The organism is Herbaspirillum sp., assembly GCF_035644555.1.
Classification (GTDB): domain Bacteria; phylum Pseudomonadota; class Gammaproteobacteria; order Burkholderiales; family Burkholderiaceae_D; genus Herbaspirillum.
Map to the genome: position 1 here is coordinate 1 of NZ_DASQOH010000059.1, position 23,009 is coordinate 23,009.

Annotated in this window: 14 protein-coding genes and 1 tRNA gene; 6 read left to right on the forward strand and 9 right to left on the reverse strand. The window is 62.9% G+C overall.

The window, feature by feature from the left end:
- From VE092_RS16580 to VE092_RS16605, 6 genes are all read right to left on the reverse strand, one after another.
- Window positions 1-1,690: M61 family metallopeptidase (locus tag VE092_RS16580; protein ID WP_324878610.1), on the reverse strand; the 1,690-nt coding region annotated here is incomplete at its 3' end.
- 164 nt (window positions 1,691-1,854) lie between these two features.
- Window positions 1,855-3,318, reverse strand: a complete 1,464-nt coding sequence (locus VE092_RS16585) for a glutamate synthase subunit beta (RefSeq protein ID WP_324878612.1) — start codon at window positions 3,316-3,318, stop codon at window positions 1,855-1,857.
- 108 nt (window positions 3,319-3,426) lie between these two features.
- A complete protein-coding gene (locus VE092_RS16590) occupies window positions 3,427-8,103 on the reverse strand; it encodes a glutamate synthase-related protein (RefSeq protein ID WP_324878614.1) in 4,677 nt (1,558 codons plus the stop codon).
- A gap of 185 nt (window positions 8,104-8,288) precedes the next feature.
- Window positions 8,289-9,020 (reverse strand): transposase, encoded by a 732-nt coding sequence (locus VE092_RS16595; protein WP_324878616.1) that lies wholly within the window; start codon window positions 9,018-9,020, stop codon window positions 8,289-8,291.
- A gap of 174 nt (window positions 9,021-9,194) precedes the next feature.
- Complete coding sequence (locus VE092_RS16600; RefSeq protein WP_324878617.1) at window positions 9,195-10,172, reverse strand: TerC family protein; 978 nt, start codon at window positions 10,170-10,172, stop codon at window positions 9,195-9,197.
- A 58-nt stretch (window positions 10,173-10,230) separates the two neighbouring features.
- Complete coding sequence (locus tag VE092_RS16605; protein WP_324878619.1) at window positions 10,231-10,506, reverse strand: zf-TFIIB domain-containing protein; 276 nt, start codon at window positions 10,504-10,506, stop codon at window positions 10,231-10,233.
- Between the two features lie 167 nt (window positions 10,507-10,673).
- Here VE092_RS16605 and nhaR point away from each other — a divergent pair, with 167 nt between their 5' ends.
- Complete coding sequence (nhaR, locus tag VE092_RS16610; protein ID WP_324878621.1) at window positions 10,674-11,624, forward strand: transcriptional activator NhaR; 951 nt, start codon at window positions 10,674-10,676, stop codon at window positions 11,622-11,624.
- Window positions 11,625-11,997: 373 nt separating this feature from the next.
- Here the strand turns inward: nhaR and VE092_RS16615 are convergent, their stop codons facing one another.
- The gene (locus VE092_RS16615) at window positions 11,998-12,861 is read right to left on the reverse strand and encodes a LysR family transcriptional regulator (protein WP_324878623.1); all 864 of its coding nucleotides are present in this window, start codon (window positions 12,859-12,861) and stop codon (window positions 11,998-12,000) included.
- Window positions 12,862-12,988: 127 nt separating this feature from the next.
- Between VE092_RS16615 and VE092_RS16620 the strand changes: the two genes are divergently transcribed.
- On the forward strand, window positions 12,989-14,221 hold the full coding sequence (locus VE092_RS16620) for a YbfB/YjiJ family MFS transporter (RefSeq protein WP_324878625.1): 1,233 nt from the start codon (window positions 12,989-12,991) through the stop codon (window positions 14,219-14,221).
- 55 nt (window positions 14,222-14,276) lie between these two features.
- Here VE092_RS16620 and VE092_RS16625 read toward each other — a convergent pair whose 3' ends face one another.
- A complete protein-coding gene (locus VE092_RS16625; protein WP_324878627.1) occupies window positions 14,277-15,779 on the reverse strand; it encodes an AMP nucleosidase in 1,503 nt (500 codons plus the stop codon).
- 570 nt (window positions 15,780-16,349) lie between these two features.
- On the opposite strand from VE092_RS16625, the gene VE092_RS16630 reads away from it, so the two are divergent.
- From VE092_RS16630 to VE092_RS16645, 4 genes are all read left to right on the forward strand, one after another.
- Complete coding sequence (locus tag VE092_RS16630; RefSeq protein WP_324878629.1) at window positions 16,350-17,417, forward strand: type II asparaginase; 1,068 nt, start codon at window positions 16,350-16,352, stop codon at window positions 17,415-17,417.
- A 147-nt stretch (window positions 17,418-17,564) separates the two neighbouring features.
- A complete protein-coding gene (locus VE092_RS16635; protein WP_324878631.1) occupies window positions 17,565-19,187 on the forward strand; it encodes a glucan biosynthesis protein D in 1,623 nt (540 codons plus the stop codon).
- A gap of 70 nt (window positions 19,188-19,257) precedes the next feature.
- Window positions 19,258-19,334, forward strand: a tRNA-Arg gene (locus tag VE092_RS16640).
- Between the two features lie 198 nt (window positions 19,335-19,532).
- The gene (locus VE092_RS16645; RefSeq protein ID WP_324878632.1) at window positions 19,533-19,826 is read left to right on the forward strand and encodes a hypothetical protein; all 294 of its coding nucleotides are present in this window, start codon (window positions 19,533-19,535) and stop codon (window positions 19,824-19,826) included.
- Window positions 19,827-19,876: 50 nt separating this feature from the next.
- Here VE092_RS16645 and VE092_RS16650 read toward each other — a convergent pair whose 3' ends face one another.
- On the reverse strand, window positions 19,877-22,978 hold the full coding sequence (locus VE092_RS16650; protein ID WP_324878634.1) for an efflux RND transporter permease subunit: 3,102 nt from the start codon (window positions 22,976-22,978) through the stop codon (window positions 19,877-19,879).
- Window positions 22,979-23,009 lie beyond the last annotated feature (31 nt).

Below are 23,009 nucleotides of genomic sequence, written 5' to 3' on the forward strand. Positions count from 1 at the left end.
TGAATTCCATCAGTTCATCACGACGGAAGGCATGCACACGCACCGTATCGTTGAGTCGGTAACGCGCCAGCAAGCCATCGGGACCGGATGCAGGCACACGCAAGCCATCGATGGCCACCAGCTTGTCTCCGGCCGACAGGCCCGCCCGCATCGCAGGGCCGCCTTCGTACAGCGCTGCCAGCTTGGCGTCGCTGCCTTCCTTGGTGATGCGCGCGCCCAGCCAGGGCTTGGCGTCGGCGGGCATCGCTGCCTCATAGGCCAGTCCGAAGGCCGGCAGCAGCGCTTCCAGCGGCACGTCTTCGGTACCGCGGATGTAGCGGTCGTGGAAGCGCCTGAGGTCGGTGCCGGCGAATTGTTCCATCAGCTGCAGGATGCCTTCTTCCGGCACACCCTTCGGCTTGCCCTGGTAGAAGTCGCGGCCAAAAGCAGTCCACAGCCCGCGCATGACATCGTCCAGCGAACGGCGACCGCCGGTCTGCTGGCGGATCGTCAGGTCCAGTCCCAGCGCCACCAGCGAACCCTTGGTGTAATAGCTGACGATGGCATTGCTGGCGTTTTCATCCTGGCGGTAATACTTGACCCAGGCATCGAAGCTGGATTCGGCCACGCTCTGCTTCTTGCGACCGCTGCCGCGCAGCACGCCGGTGATGGTCTTGCCGATCAGTTTCAGATAGTTGTCGGTATCGATGACGCCGGTACGCACCAGGAACAGGTCGTCGTAATAGCTGGTGAAGCCCTCGAACAGCCATAGCAGCGAGGTGTAGTTCTCCTGCCGCAGATCATAGGGGGCGAATACGGCCGGCTTGATGCGCTTGACGTTCCAGGTATGGAAATACTCGTGGCTGCACAGGCCCAGGTAGGTACGGTAGCCATCGGTCTGCTCCGGCTTGCCCTTGACCGGGAGGTCGGCGCGCGAGCAGATCAGGGCGGTGGACGCACGATGCTCCAGGCCGCCGTAGCCATCGCCGACGGCCAGCGTCATGAAGACATAGCGGTCCATGGGCGCGCGCTTGGTACGTGGTTCGAAGAAGGCGATCTGGGCTTCGCAGATCTTCTTGAGGTCGTCGCACAGGCGCGCCATGTCGAGATTGGGCACGCGGCCGGTAATGACCACGTCATGCGGCACGCCATGCGCCTGGAAGCTGGCCAGCGCGAACTCACCCAGTTCCACCGGATGATCGATCAGCTCATCGTAGTTCTGCGCCACATAGGTACCGAAGCCATAGCGCTTGGCCTTGAGTTCAGCCATGGCCGTGGCGACGCGCCAGCGCTTGAACTGGTCGCCCTCGGGACGACGGATCTCCACCACTTGCTGGCCCTGCTCGAAACCATGCGCGGCCAGGAACACGCTGGTGCCATTGAAGAAGCCATGGGTCTCGTCCAGGTGCGCGGTGCGCACCGACAGGTCCCAGGCATAGACCTGGTAATGCAGGGTGAGCGCGCCCTTGCAGGGCGCGGCTTGCCAGGTGTGCTTGTCCAGCTTCCTGACCTGCACCTTGCGACCGGCTGATTCACCGCGCAAGGCTACGATGTTCTTGCCGAACTCGCGGATCATGTAGCTGCCCGGAATCCAGGCCGGTAGCGAAAACACCTGGCCCTCCGGCGCGGGCGAATCGACGGTGACGCTGACCTCATAGACATGGGAGGCGGGATTGAGGGAAGTGATGCTGTAGCGGATCGGGGTGGCCATTGCAGTGTGGAGATGATGCCGGCGGGCGGCGATGGCCCATTTTACACGCGGCAAAAATAAAAAAACCGGACCGACTTGCGTCGATCCGGGTCCAGGGTCAAATGAAGCTAACCGTTAAAACTATTTAAATCATATAAATCGTTTGATGCAGTCGTCATGCGGAATCAGCGCGGCAGCAGCGAGCTGCCCATCAGGAACTCGTCCACCGCGCGGGCGCACTGGCGACCTTCGCGGATCGCCCACACCACCAGCGACTGGCCACGACGCATGTCGCCTGCGGCAAAGACCTTGTCCACCGAGGTCTTGTAGCAGCCTTCGCCATCAGTGGTGGCCTTGGCGTTGCCGCGGGCATCCTTGTCCACGCCGAAGGCATCCAGCACCTGCTGCACCGGCGACACGAAGCCCATGGCCAGCAGCACCAGGTCGGCCTTGATCTCGAATTCCGAATCGGGGACTTCGACCATCTTGCCGTCCTTGAACTCGACGCGCGCAGCGATGAGCTTCTCGACCTTGCCGCCCTTGCCTTCCAGGCGCTTGGTGGTGACCGCGAAATCGCGCTCGCAACCTTCTTCATGCGAGGACGAGGTACGCAGCTTGATCGGCCAGTAGGGCCAGACCAGCGGCTTGTTTTCGGATTCCGGCGGTTGCGGCATCAGTTCGAACTGGGTCACGGAGGTAGCGCCGTGACGGTTGGAGGTACCGACACAGTCGGAGCCGGTGTCACCACCGCCGATGACGACCACGTTCTTGCCGGTGGCCATGATCTGGTTCTTCAGCTTGTCACCGGCATTGACCTTGTTCTGCAGCGGCAGGAAGTCCATGGCGAAATGCACGCCCTTGAGCTCACGACCAGGCACCGGCAGGTCACGCGGGGACTCGGCGCCCCCGGCGATGATGACGGCGTCGAATTCCTTCTTCAGTTCGTCGGGGGAGACGGTTTCCTTGGACCAGTTGTTGACGGTCTCGGGGAAATCCTTGCCCACGAAGACGCTGGTACGGAAGGTCACGCCTTCGGCCTTCATCTGTTCCACGCGCAGGTCGATGTGCGACTTTTCCATCTTGAAGTCGGGGATACCGTAACGCAGCAGGCCGCCCACGCGATCGCTCTTCTCGAACACGGTCACGTCGTGACCGGCGCGCGCCAGCTGCTGGGCAGCGGCCATACCGGCGGGGCCGGAGCCGACCACGGCGACCTTCTTGCCGGTCTTGACGGCGGCCGGTTGCGGCACCACCCAGCCGTTTTCCCAGCCCTTGTCGATGATGAAGTGCTCGATCGACTTGATGCCCACGGCGTCATTGTTGATGCCCAGGGTGCAGGCGGCTTCGCAGGGTGCCGGGCAGATGCGGCCGGTGAACTCGGGGAAGTTGTTGGTCTGGTGCAGGGTATCCAGGGCTTCCTTGTAGTTGCCGCGGTAGACCAGGTCATTCCAGTCGGGAATGATGTTGTTGACCGGGCAGCCGTTGTTGCAGAAGGGGATGCCGCAATCCATGCAGCGCGCGCCCTGGATCTTGGCGTCGGCGTCGCTCAGGTGCAGGACGAATTCCTTGTAGTGCTTGGTACGCGCAGCTGGCGCTTCGCTGGCCTCTTTCAGGCGCTGGTATTCCATGAAACCGGTTGCTTTTCCCATTTTCCTCTCACATTCTCGCTAAGGATGCGGCGGGCGGCGCTCTTCATTTCTGGCGCCACGCCCGCCGGCGTGCTTGATTGACTCGAAAGTTACGCTGGCTGATGACGATCAGGCAGCGACCTTCTCCTTCTTCGATTGGGCAGCGGCAGCCAGCTCGGCCAGCGCGCGCTTGTACTCCGTCGGGAACACCTTGACGAACTTGGCACGCGATGCCGCCCAGTTATCCAGCAGGTAGCGCGCACGCGTGCTGCCGGTGTACTTGAAGTGACGCTCAATCAAGCCGCGCAGGATGGCTTCGTCGGTCTGGCGCTCGCCACCGCGCAGCAGGCTGTGCCAGATGTCGCGGTTGACGGTCTGTTCCTGTTCGGTGTCCGACAGGACCTTTTCCAGGCTGACCATGGCAGTGTTGCACTTGCCGGCGAAATCACCTTCCGGGTCATACACGTAGGCGATGCCGCCCGACATGCCGGCTGCGAAGTTGCGGCCGGTATTGCCCAGCACCACCACGGTGCCGCCGGTCATGTATTCACAACCGTGGTCGCCGGTGCCTTCCACCACGGCGGTGGCGCCCGAGTTACGCACTGCGAAGCGTTCGCCGGCCACGCCGTTGATGAAGGCTTCGCCATTGATGGCGCCATACAGCACGGTGTTACCGGAGATCATGTTGTCCACGGCGCGGCCACGGAACTCGGTGTTGGGACGCACGATGATGCGGCCACCCGAGAGACCCTTGCCGACGTAGTCGTTGCCTTCGCCGACCAGGTCCAGGGTCACGCCCTTGGCCAGGAAGGCGCCGGCCGACTGGCCTGCGGTACCTTGCAGCTGGATGTGGATGGTGTCATCCGGCAGGCCTTCATCGCCGTAACGCTTGGCGACTTCACCCGAGAGCATGGCACCGACGGTACGGTTCAGGTTCTTGATCGGGGAGATGAAGGAGACCTTCTCGCCCTTTTCCAGCGCGATCTTGGCTTGCGCGATCAGCTTGTGGTCCAGTGCCTTGTCCAGGCCATGATCCTGGAAGTCGGTGTGATACACCGGCAGCTTCGATTCCGGCTGATGGAAGATGCGGCTGAAGTCCAGGCCACGGGCCTTCCAGTGGGCGATGGCCTTGGAACGGTCCAGCAGGTCGGCGCGGCCGATCAGCTCGTCGAACTTGCGGATACCCAACTGGGCCATGATCTGGCGCGCTTCTTCGGCGATGAAGAAGAAGAAGTTGACCACGTGTTCCGGCTTGCCGGAGAACTTGGCGCGCAGCACCGGATCTTGCGTAGCCACGCCCACCGGGCAGGTGTTCAGGTGGCACTTGCGCATCATGATGCAGCCTTCGACCACCAGCGGTGCGGTGGCGAAACCGAATTCGTCCGCGCCCAGCATGGCGCCGATGACGACGTCGCGACCGGTCTTCATCTGGCCGTCGGCCTGCACGCGGATGCGGTTGCGCAGGCCGTTCAGGACCAGGGTCTGTTGGGTTTCGGCCAGGCCCAGTTCCCACGGCGAGCCGGCATGCTTGATCGACGACAGCGGCGATGCGCCCGTACCGCCATCATGGCCAGCGATGACCACGTGGTCCGACTTGGCCTTGGCCACGCCGGCCGCCACGGTACCCACGCCCACTTCCGAGACCAGCTTGACCGAGATCGAGGCACGCGGATTGACGTTCTTCAGGTCGTGGATCAGCTGTGCCAGATCTTCGATGGAGTAGATGTCGTGGTGCGGCGGCGGCGAGATCAGGCCCACGCCCGGCACCGACACGCGCAGCTTGGCGATGTATTCCGAGACCTTGTGACCCGGCAGCTGACCGCCTTCACCCGGCTTGGCACCCTGCGCCATCTTGATCTGGATCTGGTCGGCCGAGATCAGGTATTCGGCAGAGACGCCGAAACGGCCCGAAGCCACCTGCTTGATGCGCGAGCGCAGCGAATCGCCTTCCTGCAGCGGGATATCGACTTCGATGTGTTCGCGACCGATTTCCGACGCCAGAGTGGCGCCCTGCTTGATGGGGATGCCCTTCAGCTCGTTGCGGTAGCGGTTGACGTCTTCACCGCCTTCGCCGGTGTTGGACTTGCCGCCGATGCGGTTCATGGCGATGGCCAGGGTGGCGTGGGCTTCGGTCGAGATCGAGCCCAGCGACATGGCGCCGGTGGCGAAGCGCTTGACGATTTCCTTGGCCGGCTCCACCTCATCGATGGAGATGGCACGCGACGGATCGATCTTGAACTCGAACAGGCCACGCAGCGTCATGTGGCGCTTGGACTGGTCGTTGATGATCTGAGCGTATTCCTTGTAGGTGTTGTAGCTGTTCGAACGGGTCGAGTGCTGCAGCTTGGCGATCGCGTCCGGGGTCCACATGTGCTCTTCGCCGCGGATGCGGAAGGCGTATTCGCCACCGGCGTCCAGAGCGTTGGCCAGCACCGGGTCGGCGCTGAAGGCGGCGGTGTGCAGGCGCAGTGCCTCTTCGGCCACTTCGAACACGCCGATACCTTCGACGTTGGAGGCGGTGCCCTTGAAGTACTTGTCCACCAGCGCCTTGGACAGGCCGATGGCTTCGAAGATCTGCGCGCCGCAGTAGGACATGTAGGTCGAGATGCCCATCTTGGACATGACCTTCAGCAGGCCCTTGCCGACTGCCTTCTGGAAGTTGTAGATAGCCTTTTCCGGCGACAGGTCGCCCGACAGGCCCTTGGCCATGTCGGACAGGGTATCCATCGCCAGGTAGGGGTGGATGGCTTCGGCGCCATAACCTGCCAGCAGGGCGAAGTGGTGCGTTTCGCGGGCCGAGCCGGTTTCCACCACCAGGCCGGTGGAGGTGCGCAGGCCCTTGCTGACCAGGTGCTGGTGGATGGCCGAGGTAGCCAACAGTGCCGGGATGGGCAGCTGGTCGGCATCGACCTTGCGGTCCGAGATGATCAGGATGTTGTGGCCTGACTTGACCGCATCCACGGCCTTGGCGCACAGCGAGGCCAGGCGGGCTTCGATGCCTTCCTTGCCCCAGGCGACGGGGTAGCAGATGTTCAGTTCATAGGACTTGAACTTGCCGCCGCTGTGGGCGCTGATGTTGCGCAGCTTGGCGATGTCGTCATAGTCCAGCACCGGTTGCGACACTTCCAGACGCATCGGCGGGTTGATGTTGTTGGTGTCCAGCAGGTTGGGCTTGGGGCCGATGAAGGACACCAGCGACATGACCAGCGCTTCGCGGATCGGGTCGATCGGCGGGTTGGTCACCTGAGCGAACAGCTGGCGGAAGTAGTTGTAGAGCGTCTTGTTCTTGTTGGACATGACCGCCAGCGGCGAGTCATTGCCCATGGAACCGATGGCTTCCTCACCGCCCGTGGCCATGGGGGCCATCAGGAACTTGATGTCTTCCTGGGTGTAGCCGAAGACCTGCTGCAGGTCCAGCAGCTTCAGCGGCGACGACGGCTGGTGCGGCTCTTCCTTCAGTTCGTCCAGCTTGACGCGCACCGAGTTGATCCACTGCTTGTAGGGCTTGGCGTTGGCGTAGGTGTCCTTGAGTTCCTTGTCGTCGATGATGCGGCCGGCGTCCAGGTCGATCAGGAACATCTTGCCCGGTTGCAGGCGCCACTTCTGGATGATCTTGGATTCGGGAATGGGCAGCACGCCGGATTCGGACGCCATCACCACCAGGTCGTCGTCGGTGACGATGTAGCGTGCCGGACGCAGGCCGTTACGGTCGAGCGTGCCGCCGATATGGCGGCCGTCGGTGAAGGCCAGCGCGGCCGGGCCGTCCCACGGCTCCATCATGGCGGCGTGGTATTCATAGAAGGCGCGACGGTTGTCGTCCATCGAGGTGTGGTTTTCCCAGGCTTCGGGCACCATCATCATCATCGCCTGCGGCAGCGGATAGCCGGCCATGACCAGCAGTTCCAGCGCGTTGTCGAAGCTGGCGGTGTCGGACTGGCCTTCATAGATCAGCGGGAACAGCTTCTTCAGGTCCGAACCCAGCACGGCCGACTGCATCACGCCTTCGCGGGCGCGCATCCAGTTGAAGTTGCCCTTGACAGTGTTGATTTCACCGTTGTGGGCGATCAGGCGGTACGGGTGGGCCAGCGGCCACTCGGGGAAGGTGTTGGTGGAGAAGCGCTGGTGCACCAGGGCCAGGGCCGAGACGCAGCGCTCGTCCTGCAGGTCCTTGTAGTACACGCCGACCTGGTCGGCCAGCAGCAAGCCCTTGTAGACCACGGTACGGGCCGACATCGAGGGCACGAAGAATTCCTTGCCGTGCAGCAGGTTCAGCGCCTGGATGGCGTGACCGGAAGACTTGCGGATCACGTAGAGCTTGCGTTCCAGCGCGTCGGTCACCATCACGTCGGGGCCACGGCCGATGAAGATCTGGCGGATCACCGGCTCTTTTTCACGCACGGTCGGGGACATCGGCATGTCGCGGTCCACCGGCACATCGCGCCAGCCCAGCACGATCTGGCCTTCGGCCAGCACCGAGCGCTCGATTTCCTGTTCACAGGCGATGCGGGAGGCGTTTTCCTTGGGCAGGAACACCATACCCACGCCATATTCGCCCGGCGGTGGCAGGTCCACGCCCTGCTTGGCCATCTCTTCGCGGTAATACTGGTCGGGAATCTGGATCAGGATACCGGCACCGTCACCCATCAACGGGTCGGCGCCCACTGCGCCCCGGTGATCCAGGTTCTTCAGAATGAGCAAACCCTGGTCAACGATGGAATGGGATTTCTTGCCCTTGATATGGGCGATGAAACCGACGCCACAGGCATCATGTTCATTTGCTGGGTCGTAAAGGCCTTGCGCGTTCATAACGGAACTCCACCACATTGACAGTAAGGATTTGAAGAATAGTGCACTGCACCCAATAGTTCAATGAAAATAATTAGGGTCTGAGTGCAATTTAAATCCCCAAAAATTTCCGGATTTTTTAATTGGGGACAGAGCAATGGAATACAGACTCAAGCCCTTGATTCCAAAGACTTATTTTTACGACATCAGGATTCTTGCCGCGCGTCTACATCTTCCACTTCGGTCACCACCCTTGTCACCGCCGGACGGCCGCGCTTGGCGGGGCTGACGCGACGATGCGTCTGACGCTCCAGGCCTTGCTTGAATTCGTCCGAGCCCAGCGCCCAACCCTTGAGCGTGGCATCGGTGATGCGCTCCACTTCGGCGCGCGCCAATCCCTCTTCGGTGAGCTGGCGATAGACGATCTCGCGATCGAAGGGAGTGTTGCCAATCGACCAATACTGAGGATGATCGGTGATCAGGCCATCCTGCTTGGCACCGATATGATGCATATAGCTGGACCAGGGATACTCGCCGGGCCCCGCCGCCAAGCCACTGCGTACCGGGTTGAGTTCGATGTAGCGGCAGATGGCGAGCAGGTAGAGCTCGGCATCGATGACGGTGGCGCGATAGCGCCCCTGCCACAGGGTGCCGCTGCGTCCATGCTTCTGGTTGAAATAGGGAACGTAATGGCGCCCTATCCATTGCATCATCCGTGCCAGGCCCTGGTCATCGGCGGGCGTCGCCAGCAGGTGCAGGTGGTCTGGCATGAGCACATAGGCGTGCACCGCCACCTTGAATTGCCGCGCAGCTTCCTTGAGCCAGCCCAGGAAGGCCAAGTGGTCATCCGCATCGCGGAAGATGACCAGACCGTCATGACCGCGCTGGATGATGTGATGAGGCTGGTGGGGAACGACGAGACGGGGAAGGCGGGCCATGGCGAACACTACAAACCTGAAGGAAGGAGGGGCTATTCTAATGCACTCCGTCCCCAATAAAAGGACGATGCCAAATCAGCATGACAAGAAACAGGGCTGGACTCGAAAGACGACGAGCATAAAAAAACCGGCCAGATTGCTCCGACCGGTCAAACCCCACGTTGATGGTTGAAATCAGGACTTGCTTGGACCCTGCTCCTGCCCCCGGGTCAGCACCAGACTGGCGATGATGGAGACCAGCAGGATGGCGCCGACGATGGACAGCGATACCAGCACCGGCACATGGAACCAGTAGGCCAGCAGCATCTTGCCGCCCACGAACAGCAGCACCAGTGCCAGGCCATACTTGAGCAGGTGGAAGCGCTCGGCCGAATCGGCCAGCAGGAAGTACAGCGCCCGCAAACCCATGATGGCGAACATGTTCGAGGTGAAGACGATGAACGGATCCTTGGTAATGGCGAAGATGGCCGGGATGCTGTCCACCGCGAAGATCACGTCGGAGATTTCGATGAGCAGCAGGACCAGCATCAGCGGGGTGAAATAGCGCACGCCATTGATGCGGATGGTGAACTTTTCACCGTCGTAGTCGTTGCTGATCTTCATATGGCCACGCAACCAGCGCAGCAGCGGGTTGTCGCCCAGGTCGGCCTCCTTGTCGGCAAAGATCAGCATCTTCACGCCGGTGAAGACCAGGAAGGCACCGAAGACATACAGGATCCAGCTGAACTGGGCGATCATCCAGGCGCCCAGCAGGATCATCACGGCGCGCATGACGATGGCACCGATCACGCCGTACAGCAGCACACGGCGCTGCATCTCGGGCGGCACCGCGAAGTAGCTGAAGATCATCAGGAACACGAAGATGTTGTCGACCGACAGCGCCTTCTCGATCAGGTAGCCGGACAGGAATTCGGCGCCTTTCTGGTTCGCGAACTCACGTCCGACATGGGCATCCAGGTACCACCACATCAGGCCGGCGAACAGGAAGGCCAGCGACACCCAGCCCAGCGACCAGCCCAGTGCCTCCTTCGGGGTGACGCGGTGGGCATGGCGACCGCCGAGCGCGAACATGTCCAGCGCCAGCATGCCCAGCACGAATAGGATGAAACCGCCCCACATGGGCAGGCTTGCGAAACTCTCTACGCCGTTCACGATGAACCTCTCTTTTCTTTTCTATGTTCTGTCTGCATGACTGCCGGGTGAGCGGTCTTCAGTCGAAATCGAAGATCTCGCCCAGGAAGCCCTTCTTTCTACGCTTGTGCTCATGGCCGTAGGCCGGATATCCGGCACGGCCGAAGCGCGGATCGCAGGCCGCCGTCGGCGACGGCATCGGTGCCGCCGTCACCTGGCCGGCAGCGCGCTCGATGAGCTTGTCCAACTCACCGCGATCCAGCCAGACGCCGCGACACTGCGGGCAATAGTCGATCTCGATGCCCTGGCGCTCCGAGATCAGCAGGTTGTGAGATGTACAGACGGGACATTTCATCAGGCTTCTCCTTCTTGTCAGGGATGGCAACGATAGCCGGCAGGTTGACAACTCGTTTTCCGTACCGGACAAGGCGCTACTTTAGGGGAAAGGCTGATGAATGAAAATTCGAATATTCTGAGATAATAATTCGTAAAAACCGAATGATTCAGGAAGCCCCACGCGCCATGACCAGCCTCAACTACAAGCATCTGCATTACTTCTGGACGGTCGCCAAGACCGGTGGCGTGGCGCGTGCCAGTGAGCGCCTGCACCTGACCGCGCAGACTATCAGCGGCCAGCTGAGCCTGTTCGAGGAAAGCCTGGGCTACAAGCTCTTCAGGCGCGTGGGACGGCGGCTGGAACTCAATGACGAGGGGCGGATGGTGTTCGACTATGCCGAACGCATCTTCAGCATCGGCGAAGAGCTGGAAGAGGCGCTGCGTCTGCGGCCCGGTGGCCGCGCCCTGCAACTGCGGGTAGGCGTGGCCGACGCGGTGCCCAAGGCGATCGCCTATCTGTTGCTGGAGAGCGCGCTGGCGATGCCCGAGCCGATCCGTATCATCTGCCGCGAGGGCAAGCTGGATGCGCTGCTGGCCGACCTCGCCATCCACAAGCTGGACATCATCATTGCCGACAGTCCGATGCCGCCCAATGTCGATGTGCGGGGCTACCACCACCTGCTGGGAGAGTGCGATACCAGCTTCTTCGCCACGCCCGAGCTGGCCCGCCGCTATCGCAAGGATTTCCCGCGCAGCTTCGAGGGCGCGCCCTTCCTGATGCCCGGGGAAGATGCCGCCGTACGGCCCCGCCTGCTGCGCTGGTTCGAGAAGCAGCAGATACGCCCGCAGGTCACCGGCGAGTTCGACGATGGCGCCCTGCTGCTGGCCTTCGGCGATGCGGGTGCAGGCATCTTCGCGGCCCCCGCCGCCATTGCCACCCAGATCCGCAAGCAGTACGGGCTGGTCGAAATCGGCCGGACCGATGCCATCCGCGAGCAGTTCTATGCGATCTCGGTGGAACGTCGACTGACCCATCCCGCCGTGCTGGCCATCCAGTCGGCGGCGCGCGGCAACCTGGACGTGGGCAGCGCGCCGGCGACGGCCCGAAACAGAGGCAAGGCCGCCCGCCCGGACTAGCCACGCCCGGGGCAGGATCGCGAAAAATCGGAAGTGACGAGCATAATGTGACGTCAAACAGCCTTCACGACCGCTCCCTTCGCAGTGAAGGAAGAGGTAGCAGAGGCGAGCGCCTGGGCGAGAGGTAAATGGCGCCACCGGAACCGGCGTACCAAAGAAAAACCCCACGTCCCTTGCGAGCCGTGGGGTAAATCCCATTCTCGGGGGGGAGAATGGAGGGGGAACTTCAATATAGGGAAATCAATCTCGGCTAGCAGCCGTTTTTACAAATCGTTACACCCTCTTCATATGCTGCAGGGCAGGACATATTTGGAAAACTCCCAACTTCATATCCTGCCCGACCTGGATGAATTCATTTAGCGAATTAAATATATCAAACAGCGGCCATAAGTAAAGAACGCAGCGCCAGGAAGGACGCCGAGTAGCGATCTTGTCTACTGATCAGATATGTGGTGACCCGACCATCGCGCCCCAGCGAATGCGTGGCAAAGCCATGTGGCTCCATCTGCATCGAGATCACCGACCGCGGCACCACGGCCACCCCGGCACCGGCGGCCACGCAGGCCAGGATGGCGTGGTAGGACGCCAGCTCCAGGATGCGCACCGGCGCGCCGCCGCGCCCGCGCTTGGCGAACCATTGCTGGGCATGCCGCCGATAGGCACAGCCCTGCTCGAAGACGATCAGGGTGTCCAGCATCACATCCTCGGGGGAGCGCACCTTGCGGTGGCTGCGCGGGGTCACCAGCATCAGTTCTTCCTTGAACAGCGGCGTCGCGTCGAAGGCCGGATCGTCGACGGGGCCGGAGACCAGCGCCGCATCGAGCCGGCAAGCCCGGACCTGGGCCAGCAGCACATCGGTAGGCCCGGTCGACAATTCCAGCCGCACTTCCGGCCAGCGCTGGTGGAACTCGGCCAGCGGCGCGGGCAGGCGACTGGCCGCCGCGCTTTCCATGGAACCGATGCGCAGACGCCCGCGCGGGCTTTGCGGGGATACCGCGTGACGCGCCTCCTGCACCAGGTCGAGGATGCGTTCGGCATAATCGAGCAGCGCCTCGCCGGCGGCGGTCAGTACCATGCGACGGCGGTCTCGCACGAACAGCGGCACGCCGATGGACTCTTCCAGCTGCTTGATGCGCGTGGTCACATTCGACTGCACCCGGTTCAGACGCTCGGCGGCGCGCGTCACTCCGCCTTCCGCGACGACGGTACGAAATATCTCCAGTTCAGCCAGTTCCATGGCGTACTCCCGAAATGGTTCTCAAAAAAAGATGAAGTCATTCTTATTATTCATTTTTTCGAATGACCGGAAAACGATAGCATAGACCCCCGTCCCTGACAGCCATCGACCACCCACAATGACCGCCATGTCCCCACCCACCGCTGCCCCTCCCACCCGCTCGCGCCACGGCATGGCCTGGAAGGTCTGCCTGTCGGGCATGGTGGCGCTGTCGGTGGCAATGGGGATCGGTCGCTTCGCCTTCACGCCGCTGTTGCCGATGATGCTGCACGAAGGCAGCCTTTCGCTGCAGATGGGCGGCTGGCTGGCCACTGCCAACTACCTGGGTTATTTCGCCGGGGCCATGCTGTGCGCCTTCCATCGCAGCAAGCGCGGCGTGGCAATGCTGCGCGGCGGGCTGGTGGTGACCATCCTGCTGACCCTGGGCATGGGCGTGCTGCATCAGGACTGGGCCTGGTTGTGGATGCGCTTTCTCTCGGGCGTGGCCAGCGCTTATGTCTTCGTCTATACCGCCGGCTGGTGCCTGCAGCAGCTGACGCAGCTGGGCCGGCCCGAACTGGGCGGCGTGATCTTCTGCGGTCCCGGTCTGGGGATCGCCATCACCGGGCTGCTTTCCGGCCCCATGATCGCGGCCGGCTGGCTGGCCGCGGGCGGCTGGATCGCCTTTGGCGTCATTGCACTGGCCCTGACGGCAGTCGTCTGGAAATCCTTCAGCTTCGATGCCGGTCGCGGCCTGAGCGTGCACAGCGACCCGCTCCATGGCGAAGCATCCAAGGCCGTCGAGAGCACACAGCAGAAACGCGAAGTGCTGGTGCAGGTGATCGCTTATGGCATCGCCGGCTTCGGCTACATCATCACCGCCACCTTCCTGCCGGTGATCGCGCGCCGGGCGCTGCCGGGTTCGGCCTGGCCGGACTACTTCTGGCCCATCTTCGGCCTGTCGGTCGCGCTGGGTGCCTTCAGTGCCACCCGTTTGTCGGTACTGGGCGATCAGCGCCTATTGCTGACCGGTGCCTACCTGATGCAGGCGGCCGGGGTGCTGCTGTCGATCCTATTCCCCAATGCGCTGGGTTTCGCGCTGAGCTGCCTGTTGCTGGGTCTGCCCTTCACCGCCATCACCCTGTTCGGCATGCGCGAGGCACGCCGCCTGCGCAAGGAACAGGCCAGCAGCCTGATGGCCCTGATGACGGCTGCCTACGGCATCGGCCAGATTGCCGGACCGCCGCTGGCCACCGCGCTGGTGCACGGCAGCGGGTCCTTCACGCCTTCGCTGTGCGTGGCGGCGGCCACCTTGCTGATCGGTGCCGGGCTGTATTACCGCCTGACGCGCAGCCATCCGTTGCCACGCCAGACCGCCTGAATGGAAAACGCCCGCGACATCCACTGTCGCGGGCGCAATACTGCCGCATTGCCGATCAGCGGAACGCCGGTTCCGCGAAGCTGCGCAGCTTGCGGCTGTGTACCTGTTCGATACCATTGTTACGCAACAGCTCCAGCGCGCGGATACCGATCTGCAGGTGCTGCGCCACGCGCTGCTCATAGAAGGTATTGGCCATGCCGGGCAGCTTGATCTCGCCGTGCAGCGGCTTGTCCGACACGCATAGCAAGGTGCCATAAGGAACCCGGAAGCGGAAGCCGTTGGCCGCGACGGTGGCGCTTTCCATGTCCAGCGCAATGGCGCGACTCTGCGAAAAACGCAGCAGCGGCATGCGGTGGTCACGCAACTCCCAGTTGCGGTCATCGACCGAGGCCACGGTACCGGTGCGCATGATGCGCTTCAACTCGTAGCCCTCCAGCTGCGTGATGCTGGCCACCGCATCCTGCAAGGCCAGTTGTACTTCGGCCAGCGCCGGAATCGGCACCCACAGCGGCAGGTCGTCATCGAGCACGTGGTCATCGCGTACATAGGCATGCGCCAGCACGTAATCCCCCATCCGCTGCGACGCCGACAGCCCGGCGCAGTGACCCAGCATCAGCCAGCCGTGCGGACGCAGCACCGCCACGTGGTCGGTGACGGTCTTGGCATTGGAAGGACCGACCCCGATATTGACCAGCGTGATGCCGCTGCCATCGGCGCGCTGCAGGTGATAGGCCGGCATCTGCGGCTGGCGCGCCGGTGCCACGCCGGAAGCGGCCCGCGTTTCCAGGCCTTCCTGGTTGGCGCTCCAGGTGGTGACGTTGCCGGGCTCCACGAAAGCGGTGTACTGGCGACGATAGGCCAGCTCTTCCGGATCGTCGGTCGGCTCCATCAGGCGTCGGCCAAGGCGCACGAACTCATCGACGTAGAAGGCATAGTTGGTGAACAGCACATAACGCTGGAACTGGTCGGGCGAAGTGGCTGTGTAATGACGCAGACGATGCAACGAATAGTCGATGCGCGGGCCGGTGAACAAGGCCAGCGGATGCACACCCTCGCGCCAGGCGCCGTTGTCCACCTCGTAGCTACCGTTGGCGATGCGATCGTCCATGGTCGCCAGGTCCGGCAGATCGAAGTAGTCAGGCAAGGTACGCAGGTGTTCCGGGTCGAGGCTGCCCTCGACGTGTATACCCTCGGGGAAGGCGAAATGTACCGGAATGGGCATGTCGCTCACGCCGATTTCCAGTGGCACCTCATGGTTCTGCAGCACCAGCTTGAACTGGGCCAGCAGGTACTGGTGGAACAGCTGCGGTCGCGTCAGCGTGGTCTGGTAACAGCCGGGACCGGCGACGAAACCGAAGGACTGGCGGGTATCGGTATGGGTGGATTTCTCGGTGGTGATGCGCACGAAGGGATAGCAGGCACGCACCCGCTGCGACATGCCCTGGCCGCTGGAGAACTGGCGGAAGGCATCGCGCAGGATGGCGGTGTTGTGCTCATAGATTTCCAGCACGCGTGCGTAGGCGGCTTCGGGATTGGTGAATTTTTCTGTGGCAAACATCGTGTTCTCCATCATTGCCGCGCGCCGCGCCGGGGTGGGGTCGAACTGCGCTGGAGCGGCGCGGCCGGTCTGGCCGGTCATTCATCGAAACAACTTTTGCGCAGCACCATCTTACCTGAGAGCGGGCGACTTCACGCAGCAGGAAGCAGCCGCGAGGAGCCTGTACAACGCGTGGCGACCGCGTCTTGGCCGGCGCGGGATTCGGTGATATCTTCCAAGCTCCCTCCTCGCCGTTTACTTATTTTCTTTACACTTGCGTCGACCCATCGCTGTGGCCCACAGTGTTTCAGCCCGTCCATTCGTCAGCCCGTTGTCAGTTGCGAGTCATTTCATCCGCCTGGGCCCTGCCGAATACGCGGTTTTGCACGAAACGTGCATGCATTCCCCTCTAAAATCCGCTCGCCGTGCGGCTTTCTCACCGCTTAAAAAAAGCTTTGATCCCCACGCGAGCCGATGCTATCGTGTCGGCGCTTTTGCCGCGACCATCATGCATCGGCCGATGACGCGCGTCGCAGCGGGCATCACAATAAAACTAAGAAAATTTCCACAACCACTCCTACCGAGGCACATATGCTCATCAGAAAAATCTTCCAGCAGATGCTGGTCCTGCTCTGCCTGGCCGCAGCCGCCGCTGCACAGGCCCAAACCCTGCCCAACGTGGTCATCCTGGCCACCGGCGGCACCATCGCCGGCACCGGCGCCACCAGCACCACCACGGTTGGCTACACCGCCGCCAAGGTCGGCGTGGATGCGCTCATCGCCGCTGTCCCTGAACTCAAGAAGGTCGCCAACGTGCGCGGCGAGCAGGTCATGCAGATCGCCAGCGAGAACATGAACAACGACGCCTGGCTCAAGCTGGCCAAGCGCGTCAACACCCTGCTGGCGCAGAGCGACGTGGATGGTATCGTGATCACCCACGGCACCGACACCATCGAGGAAACCGCCTACTTCCTCGACCTGGTGGTCAAGAGCAAGAAGCCGGTGGTGATCGTGGGCGCCATGCGCCCGTCCACCGCCATCAGCGCCGATGGTCCGATCAACCTGTACAACGCCGTGTTGCTGGCCGGTTCCAAGGAAGCCGTCGGCAAGGGCGTGCTGGTGACCCTGAACGACCAGATCAATGCGGGTCGCGAAGTCACCAAGACCAACACTTCCACGATGGACACCTTCAAGACGCCGGAACTGGGCTTCCTGGGTTACATCCAGGGTAGCAAGCCCTACTTCTACCGCCAGTCCACCCGCAAGAACACGGTCGACACCCCGTTCGACATCATGAACCTGGACAAGCTGCCGCAAGTGGACATCGTCTATGGCTACGCCAACATGAACCCGATCGCGCTCAACGCCTTCGTCGCTGCAGGTGCACAAGGCATCATCCACGCCGGCGTGGGCGATGGCAGCCTGAACAACACCGTGCTGCCCTCCCTGAGCGAAGCCCGCAAAAAGGGCGTGGTCATCGTGCGTTCCAGCCGTGTCGGCCAGGGCATCGTGGCGCGCAATGGCGAAGCCGACGACGACAAGCTGGACTTCGTCGTCTCCGACACCCTGAACCCGCAGAAGGCGCGCATCCTGCTGATGCTGGCTTTGACCAAGACCACCGACAGCAAGGAAATCCAGAAGATGTTCTGGGAATACTGATCCGCCTACGGCATCGGTCTTACGCATCACCAACCTACCGCACCACCCGCCCGCTGCCGCCCTGCGCCCAGCGGGCTTTTTTCTGGCCGGAACCAAGCTCGTCAGCCGCTACTCTGTAGAGTTCCAGACAGACCGGAGAACCCGCCCATGCCCAGTCGCCGACATTTCCTCACCGCCTCCGGCGCTGCCGCCGCGCTCGCCGCCCTGGGCCTGCCGCCCCAGGCGCTGGCCGCACAGTCCATGAAGAGGGGGCCGGCCCAGGCCTTCAGCTTCGACCAGCTCATCGCCCGCGCCCGCGACATGGCCAGAACGCCCTACCAGGCGCCACCGGCGGTGCCGGCCGCGGTGCTGGACCAGATCGACTACGAAGCCCACGGCAAGATCCATTTCAAGTCCGATTACGCCGTCTTCGCCGGCGGCCCCGGCCCGTTCCCGCTGACCTTCTTCCATCTCGGCAAGTTCTTCCGCGTACCGGTGCGCATGTTCGTGCTGGACGGCCAGGGCAATGCTCCTGCTCCCACGCGCGCGCGTGAACTGCTGTATCGCGACGACTACTTCGACATGCCGGCCGACAGCCCGGCCCACCGCCTCCCTGCCGGCAGCGGCTTTGCCGGTTTCCGCTTCCAGGAAAGCCGCCTGGCCGACCAGCAGGCCAAGGACTGGCGCAAGAACGACTGGGTGGCCTTCCTCGGCGCGTCCTACTTCCGCGCCATCGGCGACCTCTATCAATATGGCCTGTCGGCACGCGGCATTGCCATCGACGTCGCACAAGCCGACCGCCCCGAGGAATTCCCCGACTTCACGCAATTCTTCTTCGAGCCACCGGCACCGGGCAGCGATACCGTCGTGGTCTATGCCCTGCTGGATGGCCCCAGCATCACCGGCGCCTATCGCTTCACCCTGCAACGCGGTGCCGGCGTGACCATGGAGGTGGACAAGGCGCTGTTCCTGCGCCGCGACGTCGCCCGCCTGGGCCTGGCGCCGCTGACCTCGATGTACTGGTTCTCCGAAACCGTGAAGGGTACCGGCGTGGACTGGCGACCCGAGGTGCATGACTCGGACGGCCTGGCGATCTGGACCGGCGCCGGCGAACACCTGTGGCGGCCGTTGAACAATCCGCCTCGCACCACCGCCTCGGCCTTTGGCGACCAGCACCTGCATGGCTTCGGCCTGCTGCAACGCGACCGCAACGTCGATCACTACCTGGACGGCGTGCATTACGAGCGCCGCCCCAGCCTGTGGGTGGAACCGCAAGGTGACTGGGGCCAGGGCGAGGTACAGTTGATCGAACTGCGCACCGATGACGAGATCCACGACAACATCGTCGCCATGTGGGTGCCCAAAGAACCGGCACGGGCCGGCGCCAGCTATCGGTTGCGCTACCGGCTCTACTGGCAGCACGACGAGCCCTTTCCCACCGCGCTGGCGCGCTGCGTGGCAACCCGCCTGGGACGCGGTGGCCAGCCCGGCCAGGCGCGTCCGGCCCAGGTGCGCAAGTTCATGGTCGAGTTCAAGGGCAAGCCGCTCGAAGGGCTGCCCTATGGCGTGAAACCGGAAGCCGTCATCACCGCTTCCAGGGGCAGCATTTCCTACGTCTATACCGAAGCCCTGCCCAACGACGTCCCCGGCCACTGGCGCGCCCAGTTCGACCTGAGTGCCGCCGGCGACGAACCGGTCGAGCTGCGCCTGTTCCTGCGACACGACGGACAGGCGCTCAGCGAGACCTGGCTGTTCCAGTACCATCCCTTCGCCTCGCGGGAGGTGTATTGAGACACTTTTTGTCCGCTCCCGAAAAAAAGTTTGTACTTTTCAGAAAACCTCCTTATAATCTCGTTCTTTCGCGGCTGTAGCTCAGCTGGATAGAGTACTTGGCTACGAACCAAGGGGTCGTGGGTTCGATTCCTGCCAGCCGCACCATATGTAGTAGAAAAAGGGTCCATCGCAAGATGGGCCCTTTTTTGTTTTTCGCTGCCCGCAGCGTCTGCCCCTGCCACGTGCGCCAGCTCAACCATCATCTCTCCCGCCCACCGACGGGAAGTTGCGCCATCGTCCGACAGGCGTGGCGCCCCCGGCTGGGGATAATCAGTGCTCCGATCATTCTCTGCAGGAGCCGCCATGAAAAAGACTTCCCTGTTCATGCTTGCTGCGGGCTCGCTGGCCATGCTGGCCTGCGCCAAGCCAGTGATGCGCCAGTTCGACGAAATCAACCGACGCCGCAAGCGCGAGACCGACTCCGGCATGCCCAGCGTCATGGGAGAAGAAGATATGCAACCGGTCGCGCAGGAAAGCAGCGTGGTGGCCGAAGGTACCCAGCAGCACGCGCCTGACAGCGCTCCCGCTGCACAGGCCAAGCCAGCCGACCCGGTCGTCCGCAAGGATGGGGATTTCGCACCACCTGTGGGCGCCTGAGCATTTCCGCGCCAGCGCTGCGCCTTGCACATTCGCACGCGGGAAGGATGTCATGCCTCCGTGCTGCGCCACGCCCGCCCGCTGGCCAGCACAAGGACGAAGAACACCGGCACGAACAGCACCGCCAGCACGGTGGCGCTGACCATCCCGCCGAACACGCCGGTGCCGATGGCGCGCTGCGTCTCCGCGCTGGCGCCCGAGGCCAGCATCAGGGGTACCACACCCAGCGCGAAAGCCAGCGAGGTCATGAGGATAGGGCGCAGGCGCAATACCGCTGCCCGGATCGCCGCCTCCACCAGTCCGATGCCTTCAGACCGCAGCTGCCGCGCAAACTCCACGATCAGGATGGCATTCTTGGCGGACAAACCAATGACGGTGATCAGCCCGACCTTGAAGAAGACATCGTCGGGCAGTCCGCGCAGCATGACCGCCGCCACTGCACCGATCAGACCGAGCGGCACCACCAACATGACTGATAGTGGCAGACGCCAACTTTCGTACAAGGCGGCCAGCACCAGAAACACCACCAGCATGGACAAGGCCATGAGGATCGGTGCCTGCGCCGCCGACAAGCGTTCCTGCAGGGATTGACCGGTCCACGCCACGGCAAAACCTGCCGGAAGCTGCCGCGCCAGGTGCTCCATCTCAGCCATGGCCTCACCGCTGGATACCCCGGGGGCGGCGCTGCCGGCAATGCGGACCGCCGGCAATCCCTGGTAGCGCTGTAGCTGGGTGGGCAACTCTTGCCACGTAGCCTGTACCAGTTCGGCCAGTGGCACCATGCCACCGGTCTGGTTGCGCACGTAGAGTTTCATCACATCCTCGATCTGCATGCGAGCGCCCGGCTCAGCCTGCAGGATGACCTGCTGCATGCGACCCGCATTGGGGAAATCATTGACATAGAAAGACCCCATGGCAGTGGACAGCGTATCGCTGATGCTGGCAAACGAGACCCCGAGGGCGGCAGCCTTGTGGCGGTCGATCACGAGCGCCACGCCCGCCCCGGGCGGCAAGCCATCCGAATAGACGCCGGCCAGCTTGGCGCTGCCGGCCGCCAGCGCCAGTAACTTTGTCTCGGCGGCCTTGAGGGCGGCATTACCCTGGTTTGCGCGATCCTGCAGACGCATGGCAAAGCCTGAGGAATTACCCAGCTCCTCGATGGCCGGGGGCAACAGGCTCATCACCACGCCATCGACGCCGGTAGCCATGGCCTCCTGGGCGGCCATGGCTTCGGAGGCCGCAGTCGCGCCCTGGCGCTGCTTCCAGTGCTTCAACTCGGTGAACGCCATGGCCGCGTTCGGACCGGAACCGGAAAAGCCGAAGCCCAGCACCGAGAGATTGGCGCCGATATCCTCGCGGGTCTTCAGGTAGCGCTCGAACTGATCGACGACGCGTGCGGTGCGCTCGCTGGTGGCATCGGCCGGCAACTGGAAGGAGGTCATGAAATAGCCCTGGTCCTCTTCCGGCAGGAAAGCCGAAGGCAAGGTCCGCCATCCCAGTACCAGCAGCAGACACAGCGCCGCGTACACCAGCATCATGCGCAGCCCTCGTGCGATCAGGCGCGCTAATGCAGATTCATAGCGCACGGTGAGGCGATTGAAGGCCCGGTTGAACGCGCCAAAGAATCCGCGCTTTTCATGATGCCCGGGTGCCACCGGCTTGAGCAGCGTGGCGCACAGAGCAGGCGTCAGACTCAGCGCCAGGAACGCCGAGAACAGGATGGACACCGCCATGGCCAGCGCGAACTGACGATAGATCACGCCTACCGAGCCACCGGCCAGCGCCATCGGAATGAAGACCGCCGTCAGCACCAATGTGATGCCGACGATGGCTCCGGTAATCTCGCGCATGGCCTCGATGGTGGCCTCGCGTGGTGCAAGACCTTCCTGCGCCATGATGCGCTCGACATTCTCGACCACCACGATGGCGTCATCGACGATGATGCCGATGGCCAGCACCATCCCGAACATGGTGAGCACATTGACCGAATAACCGGCCACCAGCATCACCGCCAGCGTACCCAGCAGCGCAATGGGCGCGACGATGGCCGGGATGAGGGTATAGCGCACGTTCTGCAGGAAAAGATACATCACCAGAAACACCAGTACCATGGCCTCGATCAGGGTCTGTACCACCTTCTGGATGGAGACCTTGACGAAGGGCGCGGTGTTATAGGGCAGCGAAAACGCCATGCCCGCCGGCAGGCTGGGGCGCAGTTCTTCCATGCGTGCCTGGATGGCAGCCGCCGTGCGCACCGCATTGGCACCGGGAGCGAGCTGCACGGCGGCTACGCCCGCCGGCCTGCCGTCCTCACGGTTGGAAAAGGCATAGGACTGTGCGCCCAGTTCCACCCGCGCCACATCCCCCAGCAACACGCGCGAACCGTCGCTCTTGGCCCTGAGCACGATGGCGGCAAACTGCGCCGGCGACTGCAATTGCCCCTGTACCGTCAGCGGCACGGCGATCTGCTGGCCCGGTACGGCAGGCGAATCACCCAGCCGACCCGGCGCGATCTGGGCGTTCTGCTGGCTCACTGCAGTGCTGATATCGGTGACGGTCAGACCGAAGGCATTGAGCTTGAAGGGATCGATCCAGACGCGCATGGCCTGTTCGGCACCGAACAGTTGCACCCGGCCGACGCCCTCCACGCGGCGCAATTCCTCCACGATATTACGCGCCAGGTAGTCGCTCAGCCTTACTTCGTCATAGCGGCCATCGGTCGAGGTCAGGCTCACCATCAGAAGGAAGCCCGAAGCGGCCGACTCCACGGTCACGCCATTCTGGCGCACCGCCTGCGGCAGTCGCGCTTCGATGGCCTTGAGCTTGTTCTGCACATCCACCTGGGCCAGTTCCGCATCGGTGCCGGGCTTGAAGGTCACGCTGATCTGGGCGCTGCCGGAGGTATCGGCCGAGGACTCGAAATAGAGCAGGTTCTTCACGCCCGACAGTTCGCGCTCGATCAGGCTGATCACGCCATCGTTCATGGTCTGCGGCGTGGCACCCGGATAGGTGGCATTGATCGAGACCGTGGGCGGCGCCACCGAGGGATAGCGCGCGATGGGCAGCTGGCTCATGGCGATCACGCCGAACAGCACGATGAACAGGGCGACCACCCAGGCGAAGACCGGGCGGTCGATAAAAAAGCGGGGCATGCAAGAACTCCATCAGTCAGGCTCGTCACCT

Bases quoted from the DNA above. Each gene is read 5' to 3' on its own strand.
- VE092_RS16585 (WP_324878612.1), bottom strand. From the start codon at position 3,318: ATGGGAAAAGCAACCGGTTTCATGGAATACCAGCGCCTGAAAGAGGCC.
- VE092_RS16590 (WP_324878614.1), bottom strand. From the start codon at position 8,103: ATGAACGCGCAAGGCCTTTACGACCCAGCAAATGAACATGATGCCTGT.
- VE092_RS16595 (WP_324878616.1), bottom strand. From the start codon at position 9,020: ATGGCCCGCCTTCCCCGTCTCGTCGTTCCCCACCAGCCTCATCACATC.
- VE092_RS16605 (WP_324878619.1), bottom strand. From the start codon at position 10,506: ATGAAATGTCCCGTCTGTACATCTCACAACCTGCTGATCTCGGAGCGC.
- nhaR (WP_324878621.1), top strand. From the start codon at position 10,674: ATGACCAGCCTCAACTACAAGCATCTGCATTACTTCTGGACGGTCGCC.
- VE092_RS16615 (WP_324878623.1), bottom strand. From the start codon at position 12,861: ATGGAACTGGCTGAACTGGAGATATTTCGTACCGTCGTCGCGGAAGGC.
- VE092_RS16620 (WP_324878625.1), top strand. From the start codon at position 12,989: ATGTCCCCACCCACCGCTGCCCCTCCCACCCGCTCGCGCCACGGCATG.
- VE092_RS16625 (WP_324878627.1), bottom strand. From the start codon at position 15,779: ATGTTTGCCACAGAAAAATTCACCAATCCCGAAGCCGCCTACGCACGC.
- VE092_RS16630 (WP_324878629.1), top strand. From the start codon at position 16,350: ATGCTCATCAGAAAAATCTTCCAGCAGATGCTGGTCCTGCTCTGCCTG.
- VE092_RS16635 (WP_324878631.1), top strand. From the start codon at position 17,565: ATGCCCAGTCGCCGACATTTCCTCACCGCCTCCGGCGCTGCCGCCGCG.
- VE092_RS16645 (WP_324878632.1), top strand. From the start codon at position 19,533: ATGAAAAAGACTTCCCTGTTCATGCTTGCTGCGGGCTCGCTGGCCATG.
- VE092_RS16650 (WP_324878634.1), bottom strand. From the start codon at position 22,978: ATGCCCCGCTTTTTTATCGACCGCCCGGTCTTCGCCTGGGTGGTCGCC.